This is a genomic window from Citrobacter sp. T1.2D-1 (genome assembly GCF_950098555.1).
Classification (GTDB): domain Bacteria; phylum Pseudomonadota; class Gammaproteobacteria; order Enterobacterales; family Enterobacteriaceae; genus Citrobacter_A; species Citrobacter_A telavivensis.
The window spans coordinates 1-382 of the sequence record NZ_CATNHH010000055.1; the positions used below are offsets into that span (position 1 = coordinate 1).

The window sequence follows — 382 nt, forward strand, 5'->3', positions numbered from 1 at the left end:
GCGATAACGGCAGCGATGCCATAATCGCCACAGGGTATAAAAAGCTATTAAACTGTGACCCTAACAACATATAAATAAACACAATTGCCAACCCAAGTGCAGTTGTCGCGTAGCCGATGGATTCTGCCATGTCCTTGTTAGAGCCTTGTACCGCAAAGCTGTAACCGGGTGGCAGTTTCATTTCGTTTTGAATTTTGGTGATATCCGCGCCGATATCACCTGCCGGTCTGCCGTCCGTGTTGGCTTGGACTACCACTTCACGAAACAGCGCACGACGGTTGATTTGCGGTGCACCCAAGGTTTCACTAAAATTCGCCACTTCCGACAATGGTATCAAGATAGGCTGGCCGTTTGAGTCCATACGGCTTGATGACAAGTACAT

1 protein-coding gene is annotated in these 382 nt (G+C 48.4%); it reads right to left on the reverse strand.

The features are described from left to right. Nucleotides 1-382, reverse strand: a 382-nt coding sequence (locus tag QQZ17_RS21180; RefSeq protein WP_284554171.1) for an efflux RND transporter permease subunit, incomplete at both ends; no start/stop codon positions are given.